Raw genomic sequence first — 8,706 nt, forward strand, 5'->3', positions numbered from 1 at the left:
CCCAGGTGCGGGAGGGGCCTCCTCATGCCGGTACCGCCCTCAGCACTTCTCCCTCAGGGAGTGCAGGTGCGCGCTCGAGCGGCGCGCGAAGGTGAAGGACTCGGCCGGGTTGTCGTGCTCGGCCTGCCAGTGGTGGGCCATGCGGTGGCCGCGCAGCCGGGTGACGGCGGAGATGAACCGCTGGTAGTCGATGTCGCCGTCGCCCACGTCGGTCATGTTGTAGCCGTACGGGTTCGACGGGTCGCTCTCGCCGTCCTTCACATGGAACAGCGGGTAGCGGTCGGGCCGCTTGAGAACGTAGTCCAGCGGTTCGAACGGCGCGGGCTTGCCGTCGGGCCGCTTGGAGAAGCGGAACTGGGCGACGTACGCCCAGTAGATGTCCATCTCCAGGTAGACGAGGTCCGGGTCGGTCTCCTTGAGGAGAATGTCGTAGAGGCGGACCTTGGGGTTGTCCGTGGCGAAGGAGAACTCCTCGGAGTGGTTGTGCTGGTAGAACTTCATGCCCCGGGCCTTCGCCGCGGCGCCGTAGGTGTTGAACTCCTCGGCGGCGCGCTTCCAGGCGTCGACGGTGGAGCCGTAGCGGAACGGTCCGGAGGCCGTGCCGATGTGCTTGAGGCCGAGAGCCTGGGCGTCGTCGAGGACCTTGGTGAGGTTCTGGGCGAAGGTGTAGGCGCCCGGGTCGTTGGAGTAGTAGCCGACGTGGCTGCCGATCGGGTTCAGGCCGTGGTTCCGTGCCAGCCGCTTGAGCTGGGCGAGCGTGATGGGGCCCGCGGAGCCCTGGGTGTAGCCGGCGAACTCGACCTCGTCGTAGCCGTACCTCTCCAGTTCGGCGAAGACGGGGCCGAAGCCGAGGGTGGAGACCTTGTCGCGCAGGCTGTAGAGCTGGATACCGAGGCGGCCGGGCGGCAGGACGGGCCGGCCGCGGCCCTTGGCTCCGGACGCGGTGCCGGTGGCGCCCGTCGCGTTGCCGGTGGCGGCGGTCGCGGGGGCCGCGGCACCGAGCAGGGCGGCGGCCGTGGCGCCGGCGGCCACGCCGAGCATGCCGCGTCTGCTGAGGCGGTGGTCGAGCTCGGGATCGGGCTGGGAGAAGCGGCTCATGCGTGGAACTCCTCGTGATCGCGGGGCGTTGTCAGTGGTGAGTGCTTCACTTGTGACCAGTCGGAACTGAGGCTCTGTCCTCAGCTGAGACCGGCGAGTTCGAGCAGCAGTGACTTCACATCGGTGGCCGCTACGCGGTCTCCGACAGCGCGGGGGGTGGAGCAGATGAGGAGCGGACCGTCGTCGTCGCTCGCCGGAAGGCGGCCGTGGCTGCCACGAATAGGTGAGGGGTCCAGGGGCACGACCGCCATGCGGTAGCGCATGCCGAGTTTCTTGCGCGCCAGTGCGGTGGCCGCCTTGACCTTGACGTACGGGTCGAGGGGATCCATGAAGAGTTCGACCGGGTCGTAGCCGGGTTTGCGGTGGATCTCGACGAGTCGCGCGAAGTCGGGCGCGTCGGCGTCGTCGAGCCAGTAGTAGTACGTGAACCAGGCGTCGGGTTCCGCCACGGCGACGAGTTCGCCCGCGCGCGGATGGTCGAGGTGATGGGCCTTCTTGCCCTCGTCGTCGAGGAGTTGGCCGAGGCCGGGCAGACCGTCGAGGGCAGCCCGGGTGGCGTCGAGGTCCTCGGGGCGGCGCACATACACGTGGGCGATCTGGTGGTCGGCGACCGCGAAGGCACGGGACGCCATCGGGTCGAGGTACTCCATGCCGTCCTGCGTGTGCACTTCCAGCAGGCCGGCGCGGCGCAGGGCGCGGTTGATGTCGACGGGCCGGCTCACGCGGGTGATGCCGTACTCGGACAGCGCGACGACCGTGCGGCCCTCGGTGCGGGCGTCATCCAGGAGCGGGGCCAGGGCGGCGTCCAGATCGGCGGCCGCCTTCAGGGAGCGCGGGTCGTCGGGGCCGAAGCGCTGCAGGTCGTAGTCGAGATGAGGGAGGTAGCAGAGCGTCAGATCGGGGTGCCGGGTGCGCATGATGTGGCGGGTCGCGTCGATGATCCACCGGCTGGAGACGAGGTCGGCTCCGGGGCCCCAGAAGTGGAAGAGGGGGAACGTGCCGAACTTTTCGGTGAGTTCGTCGTGCAGCGCGGCCGGCCGGGTGTAGCAGTCGGGTTCCTTGCGGCCGTCGGCGTAGTAGACCGGACGGGGGGTGACGGTGAAGTCGGTGTCGGCGCCCATGGCGTACCACCAGCAGATGTTCGCGACGGTGTAGCCGGGGTGGGCGCGGCGGGCGGCGTCCCAGAGCTTGTCGCCGGCCACGAGCCCGTTGTGCTGGCGCCACAGGAGGACGTCGCCGAGTTCGCGGAAGTACCAGCCGTTGCCGACGATGCCGTGCTCCGAGGGCATGGTGCCGGTGAGGAACGTGGACTGGGCGGCGCAGGTGACGGCGGGCAGGACGGTGCCCAGCGGGGCGCGGGAGCCGGACTGTCCGAGCGCCTTGAGATGGGGCATGTGGTCCAGGAGCCGGGGGGTGAGGCCGACGACGTCGAGGACAAGGAGGGGTGTGGGGCCTGCCGGGGCCGGGTGGGTGCCCCGGGGGGAAGGGTCGGTACCCGGGGCGGAAGGGTCGGTGCTCACGGCAGCTCCTTCAGGCCGAGGTCCGTCAGCAGGTCGCGGGCGAGGGTGAGTTCGGCGGCGATGCCCTCGGCGAGCTGGGCGCGGCCCCGGGGGCGCAGTTCGGGCGGGAGGGCCTGCCAGGTGTAGGTCTCGACCTCCAGGTGGCGGGTGAGCGGGGCCGGGCCGCCGACGAGCCGGGTCAGTGCGGTCTTCAGGACCGGGAGTGTGGAGGTGAGGGGCGAGGCGGGGGGCGCGTGCAGGGGGACATGGAAGTGGGCGCGCCAGGGTGCGCCGTCGGGCAGGACGTGGCCCGCGAGGGCCTCGTCGAGGTCGTCGGTGGCGCGCAGCCCGGCGGCAGTGACCGTGCGGGTCTGGTGCAGGAAGCGGGGTTCGGCGAACGCGGCGAGGGCCTCGCGGACCTCGGGCAGATGGGGGTGTTCGGCGTGCAGGGCGGCGGAGAGCTGGGATTTGACGACGGGGACGCGGGCCTCGGTGAGGGCGTCCAGGGCGGCGTCCGGATCTTCGAAGGAGGTGGCGAGATGGCAGGTGTCGACGCAGATGCCGATGCGGTCGTGGCCGATCGCGGTGAGCGGGGCGATGGCGTCGCGGGTGGTCTCGACGACGCAGCCGGGTTCCGGTTCCAGGCCGACGCGGATGGAACGGCCGGTCAGTTCCTCGATGGCGTCGAGGCGTTCGGCGAGGGTGCGCAGGGCGTCGCGGGCGGTCTCCGCGCGCTCGTCGTCGTACGCGGTGCGCCAGGCGAGGGGCAGGGTGGAGATGGTGCCCTCGGCCACGTCGTCGGGGAGGAGCCCGGCGAGGACCCGGGCCAGGGCGCTGGTGTGGTCGAGGCGTTCCGGGTCGGCCCAGTCCGGCTTGTAGACCCGGTACTTGACCTCCTCGGCGCCGAAGCCCTCATAGGGGAAGCCGTTGAGGGTGACGACTTCGAGGCCGCGCCGGTCGAGCTCGGTGCGCAGGCCGCGCAACGCGGACGGGTCGGTGACGAGGGCGTGGGCGGCGTCCTTGGCGAGCCACAGCCCGATCCCGAGCCGGTCGCGGCCCAGGCGGCGACGGACGGGCTCGCAGTGGTCGCGGAGCTGGGCGAGGACCCCGTCGAGGGTTTCGGCGGGGTGGACGTTGGTGCAGTAAGCGAGGTGGACGGTGGACCCGTCGGGGTGGCGGAAGCGCATGGTTCACGCCTCCGCGACGGGGACGCGAGCCGGCTCGTCGCCGTCTACCGGGCCGGGATCCGGCTCGTGCGGATCCTTCGGGGCGCCGCGGAGGATGGAGTTGCCCTCGTGCGTGGCCTCCGTGCCGGTGACGTCGAGGTTCAGGCGGCCGCTGAGCCCGTAGAAGGCGACGGGGTTGCGCCACAGCACTCGGTCGACGGCGTCCTCGTCGAAGCCCTCGGCCAGCATCAGGTCGCCGACCTTGCGGGTCTTGAGGGGGTCGCTCCTTCCCCAGTCGGCGGCGGAGTTCACCAGGACCTGCTCGGTGCCGTAGGCGCGCAGGATCGCGATCATCCGTTCCTCGTCCATCTTGGTGTCCGGATAGACGGAGAAGCCCAGCCAGCAGCCGCTGTCCTTGGCTTCCTTGACGGTGGTCTCGTTGAGGTGGTCGACCAGGACGCGTTCCGGCGGCAGGGCGGACTCCCGGACGGCGTCGAGGGTGCGGCGCAGGCCGGCGAGCTTGTCGCGGTGCGGGGTGTGCACCAGGGCGGGCAGGCCGTGGTCGGCGGCGAGCTGGAGCTGCGTGGCGAGGGCGGTGTCCTCGGCGGGGGTCATGGAGTCATAGCCGATCTCGCCGACGGCCACGACGTTGTCCTTGAGGAGATACCGGGGCAGTTCGTCGAGGACGGGCGCGCAGCGCGGGTCGTTCGCCTCCTTGGGGTTGAGGGCGATCGTGCAGTGGTGGGCGATGCCGTACTGGGCGGCGCGGAAGGGTTCCCAGCCGAGCAGCGAGTCGAAGTAGTCGCGGAAGGAGGCGGGCGAGGTGCGGGGCTGGCCGAGCCAGAAGGAGGGCTCGACGACGGCACGGACACCGGCGGCGTACATGGCCTCGTAGTCGTCGGTGGTCCGGGAGGTCATGTGGATGTGGGGGTCGAAGATGCGCATCAGGACTCCTTGCCGTGGGGGTGGTCCGTGCCGGGGGCCGGGGTCACGGACTCGGTCAGGTCCAGGACGCGGTACAGGTCCTCGGGGACGCTGCGGCCGGCGGCGGTGCGCTCGGCGGCGTAGTCGCCCAGCATGCGGGCGAGTTCGGCGTCGCCGTGGGCGCGCCGGGGCAGGTCGGCCACGTGCTCGACGGGGACGCCGGTGAACAGGCACTTCAGCACGGCGTGGCGCCAGTCGTGGGGGGCCAGGTGCCGGGCGGCGTACGGGCCGACCGCGGCGCTGAGGAGCCGGGTGTCGTTGGCGCGCAGGGCGTCCTCGACGAGAGGGAGGGCGCCGGGGCCGGACACGAGGTGGGGCAGGGCGTGCAGGACGGCGCGGCGTTCGTCGGCGGTGCCCTGGAAGTACACCCGGGTCAGGGCGTCGGTGCCGGCGTGGGCCGCGTGGAGGATGAGCACCCGGGCGGCGTCGGCGTGCGCGGCACCGCAGCGGCGACCGGCCTCGGCGAGACGCAGCTCCCACGGGGAGATCGGGCCGTGGATGCCGGGGTGGGCGGCGGCCTCGTCGAGGGCGTGCTCGAGCCAGGATCGGGCGGCACGGTCGAGGTGGGTGGTGAGGTGGCGGCGGAGGTCGGCGGGCGAGGGGGTGAGAGCGGTGCCGGGACCGGGTTGGCCGGTGTGGGTGGTGCTCTCGGTTCTTGCCGCCGGTGTGGTGCCGGGCTGGGTCATGGGGTGCTGCTCCCTTCAGGGGTGGCGGAGGGAGCGCCGTGGGGTGGCGCGGCCTGCTGGAGGGCCGGAGCGGGGAACGGCGACGCGGCGGCCGCGACCTGCTCGGCGTGGCGGAGGAACGGGAGGGAGTGTGCGGCGAAGTGCGGGCCCGCGTGGGAGTGGCGGGGCAGTTCGACGACGGTCAGGCCCTGGTAGCCGGTGGCGGCGAGGGCCGCCAGGACCGGCGGGAAGTCGATCTCCCCGTCTCCGAAGGGGAGGTGCTCGTGGACGCCGCGCCGCATGTCCTCGATCTGGACGTGGCGCAGCCAGGGGGCGGCGGCGCGCACGCAGTCGGCGGGAGAAAGGGGTTCGAGGCACTGGCAGTGGCCGAGGTCGAGAGTGAGGCCGAGAGGCTCGGGATCGCCGAGCGTGCGGCGGAGGTGGTGGAAGTCGGCCAGGGTGGCGAGGAGGTGGCCCGGTTCGGGTTCGACGGCGAGCGGGATGCCGGCGGAGGCCGCGGCGTCCAGGACGGGCGCGAGGGTCTCGGCGAGACGCTTCCACGCGGTGTCCGTGTCGGTGCCCTCCGGGAGGACGCCGCTGAAGCAGTGGACCGCGTGGGCGCCGAGGTCGGCGGCGACCCGCACGGCACGGACGAGGAGGTCGGCCCGGCGCGCCCGGTCACCGGGGTCCGGGTCCAGCAGGGAGGGGCCGTGCTTGCGGCGCGGGTCGAGCACATAGCGGGCGCCCGTCTCCACGGTGACGCCGAGGCCGAGCGCGTCCAGCCGCCGCGCGACCCGCCGGGTGCGGGCGGCGAGGTCGGGGGCGAGGGGGTCGAGGTGCATGTGATCGAGGGTCAGACCGACGCCGTCGTAACCGAGGTCGGCGAGGAGGGAGAGCGCGTCGTCGAGCCGGAGGTCGGCGAGACCGTTGGTGCCGTAGCCGAAGCGGAGGGGCTGGAGGGGATCGGGAGGAGAGGTCTCTGGAGTCACGTCACACTCACCTTCCTCGCGAACCTCGCTCCCAGCGGGGCCAGGGCCGCGATGAGGAGGGCTGTGGCCGTGCCCTTGGAGCGGGCGGTCAGGGTGGCCTGAAGGGGGATCGTGGCGCGGACGCCGGCGCCGACGGCTCGTTGGGTGAGCGGAGGTGAGGGGTTGAGCGTGGCGTGGAAGTAGGGGCGGGCGGTGGCCGCGACGTAGACGGCCGCGAGAGCGGTGGTGAGGTGTGCCGCGGGTTTCCGGCCGAGCACAGGTCCAGGAGGCCGAGTCGCTCGTGGCCCGAGACGGTCAGGAGCGGTTGCCCCTCGGTGCTCTGAAGGGCGGTGCGTCACGACACGGGTCAGCAGGGCGGTCGTCGCGAGCGCCGCCAAGGGGGCCAGGGGCGAACCACCCTGGGCTTCCTGGCGGGAGACCGTCGTGACGGCCAGCGTGTGGGTGCCGAGGAGGGCCGCTGAGGGGAGTGCCGGTCGGGTGCGGCCGGTCGTCGCGGCGGCTCCCAGGAGCAGGTCGAGTCCACGAGCCGCGGCCATGGCCACGGGGCCCGCGGGTGTGTGCTTCAGGCCGAGGTCGTAGGCCCAGACGGTAGCCGCGAGGGGAGCGGCGACGGCCAGGGCGGGGCGGCCGGCGCCGCCGGCCAGGGCCAGTCCGGCACCGGTGAGGGCACAGGCCGCTGTAAGGGCGGCGGAGGGGCGGATACGGCCGGAGGGCAGGGGGCGGTGCGGGCGTTCGACGGCGTCGATGTCGCGGTCCGCCCAGTCGTTGAGGGCCATGCCGGCCTCGTAGAGACAGAGGGAGGAGCCGATGGCGAGCAGGGTGCGGGCATGGGGTGCCGCTCCGGTCGCGGCCGCGCCGGCCAGGGCGTCGCCCGGGACGCTGAACAGGGCGGGCAGACGCAGAAGTTCGGCCCAGGCGCGTCCGCGCTGTGACCGGCCGGTGCATGCGCAGGGGGCCGTGTCGCCGGTGCCGCCTTGAGGAGCGGCTGTGGTCGCGCCCTCGGAGCATCCGCAAGAGCTTTCGCGCAGCGTCACAGTGCTCCCCTGGTGTCGTCAAGGCGCTCCACCGACCCCACGCCCTGGCGGCCCTCTTCATCGGCCTGCCCCAGGCTCCGTCCGAACCGGACCAGTTCCTCGTACTGATCGGCGAGACCGGACGGTCCGTCCCCGACGGGGTCCTTGAAGTAGAAGCCGAGGGCGTCGAGCGGGCCGGACAGGCCTGCCTCTTGGGCGCGGGCCGTGAGCCTGGCCAGGTCCAGGACCAGGGGTGCGGCGAGCGCCGAGTCGCAGCCCTGCCAGGTGGTCTGGAGGATCATGCGGGTGCCGAGGAAGCCGTCGAAGGCGATGTGGTCCCAGGCGGTCTTCCAGTCGCCGAGGGCCGGGACGTCGTCGATGTGGACCTCGCCCTCGGGGACGGTGCCGAGGGTGTCGGCGAGGACGCGTTCCTTGCCGGCGTTCTTCGCCGCGGCGGCGGCCGGGTCGGCGAGGGCGGCGCCGTCGCCGCCGCCCAGCAGGTTCGTGCCGGACCAGGCCCGGACCCTCAGCGCCCGCTGCGCGAACATCGGGCCCAGCACGGCCCGCAGCAGTGTCTGTCCGGTCTTGCCGTCCCGGCCGGCGTACGGCAGGCCGCTCCGCTCGGCCTCACGGGCGGCGGCGGGGTGGTGCATGCCCTCGGAGGGGGTGAAGTTGACGTAGGGGCAACCCGCGCGCAGGGCCGCCAGTGCGTACAGGGTGCTGGCCGGCAGCGGGGCGCCGGGCCCCTGGGACGCGGGTTCGGTGGAGGCGACGTTCACCACCACGGCTCGCTCCAGATGGTGGCGGTGCACGAAGTCGCGTATGTCGTCGGCGAAGGCGAGGATCAGTTCGGCCTCGCTTCTGGTGTCCCCCGGGGTGGGGCCGCCGGGCCTGATCTCCCGGTCGGCGGCCTCGAGTTCGGCGGCGAGTGCGGTGGCGACGCCCGGCGGGAGGACGCCGCCGGCGGTCAGGGTCTCGGCGCGTTTGGGCAGGGGGCAGTCGAGGGTGTCGTGGCCGCCGAAGACGAGGTCGGACAGCGCGGGCAGGCCGCTGTCGGTGAACGCCGGGGTCTCGGTCACCATGCCGGTGGGCGGGTGCAGTCCCGCGGTGATGGCGGCGCACCCCGTGACGACGGTGGTGGCGACGGAGCCTCGGGCTCCGATCAGCCACACCCCCACACGCGGTCGGGAGAGGGACGCGGACATGGGCAGCCTCCTGATCGTGCGCGAACCCGAGGGGGGAAGGGAGACGGCGAGCGGGGGTCCGGCGTCCCCCGCCCGCCGCCGTTCAGT

At 73.0% G+C, this 8,706-nt stretch carries 8 protein-coding genes; all 8 read right to left on the reverse strand.

Annotated features, from left to right (window positions below; genetic code table 11):
* Positions 1-39: 39 nt before the first annotated feature.
* The gene (locus ACFTZL_RS35860; protein ID WP_382591840.1) at positions 40-1,098 is read right to left on the reverse strand and encodes a sugar phosphate isomerase/epimerase family protein; all 1,059 of its coding nucleotides are present in this window, start codon (positions 1,096-1,098) and stop codon (positions 40-42) included.
* A gap of 80 nt (positions 1,099-1,178) precedes the next feature.
* Positions 1,179-2,618 carry an alkaline phosphatase family protein gene (locus ACFTZL_RS35865; protein WP_382591843.1) on the reverse strand — a complete coding sequence of 480 codons (1,440 nt, stop codon included), beginning with the start codon at positions 2,616-2,618 and terminating at the stop codon, positions 1,179-1,181.
* On the reverse strand, positions 2,615-3,784 hold the full coding sequence (gene eboE / locus ACFTZL_RS35870; protein WP_382591846.1) for a metabolite traffic protein EboE: 1,170 nt from the start codon (positions 3,782-3,784) through the stop codon (positions 2,615-2,617). Before eboE ends, ACFTZL_RS35865 begins: the two co-directional genes overlap by 4 nt.
* 3 nt (positions 3,785-3,787) lie before the next feature.
* On the reverse strand, positions 3,788-4,708 hold the full coding sequence (locus ACFTZL_RS35875) for a TatD family hydrolase (protein ID WP_382591849.1): 921 nt from the start codon (positions 4,706-4,708) through the stop codon (positions 3,788-3,790).
* Complete coding sequence (locus ACFTZL_RS35880) at positions 4,708-5,433, reverse strand: EboA domain-containing protein (RefSeq protein ID WP_382591852.1); 726 nt, start codon at positions 5,431-5,433, stop codon at positions 4,708-4,710. The genes ACFTZL_RS35875 and ACFTZL_RS35880 overlap by 1 nt, the downstream gene beginning before the upstream one ends.
* Positions 5,430-6,401: a sugar phosphate isomerase/epimerase family protein gene (locus tag ACFTZL_RS35885; RefSeq protein WP_382591855.1), complete on the reverse strand. Its 972-nt coding sequence runs from the start codon at positions 6,399-6,401 to the stop codon at positions 5,430-5,432. Before ACFTZL_RS35885 ends, ACFTZL_RS35880 begins: the two co-directional genes overlap by 4 nt.
* Positions 6,398-7,435: an SCO3242 family prenyltransferase gene (locus ACFTZL_RS35890; protein WP_382591858.1), complete on the reverse strand. Its 1,038-nt coding sequence runs from the start codon at positions 7,433-7,435 to the stop codon at positions 6,398-6,400. The genes ACFTZL_RS35885 and ACFTZL_RS35890 overlap by 4 nt, the downstream gene beginning before the upstream one ends.
* Positions 7,432-8,619, reverse strand: a complete 1,188-nt coding sequence (locus ACFTZL_RS35895; RefSeq protein WP_382591861.1) for an inositol-3-phosphate synthase — start codon at positions 8,617-8,619, stop codon at positions 7,432-7,434. Before ACFTZL_RS35895 ends, ACFTZL_RS35890 begins: the two co-directional genes overlap by 4 nt.
* Positions 8,620-8,706: the final 87 nt, after the last annotated feature.

Origin of the sequence: Streptomyces sp. NPDC056948 (genome assembly GCF_042674225.1) — a bacterium.
Classification (GTDB): domain Bacteria; phylum Actinomycetota; class Actinomycetes; order Streptomycetales; family Streptomycetaceae; genus Streptomyces; species Streptomyces purpurascens.

Coding starts and splice junctions, on each gene's coding strand:
- ACFTZL_RS35860 (WP_382591840.1), bottom strand. CDS start 1,098: ATGAGCCGCTTCTCCCAGCCCGATCCCGAGCTCGACCACCGCCTCAGC.
- eboE (WP_382591846.1), bottom strand. CDS start 3,784: ATGCGCTTCCGCCACCCCGACGGGTCCACCGTCCACCTCGCTTACTGC.
- ACFTZL_RS35875 (WP_382591849.1), bottom strand. CDS start 4,708: ATGCGCATCTTCGACCCCCACATCCACATGACCTCCCGGACCACCGAC.
- ACFTZL_RS35880 (WP_382591852.1), bottom strand. CDS start 5,433: ATGACCCAGCCCGGCACCACACCGGCGGCAAGAACCGAGAGCACCACC.
- ACFTZL_RS35895 (WP_382591861.1), bottom strand. CDS start 8,619: ATGTCCGCGTCCCTCTCCCGACCGCGTGTGGGGGTGTGGCTGATCGGA.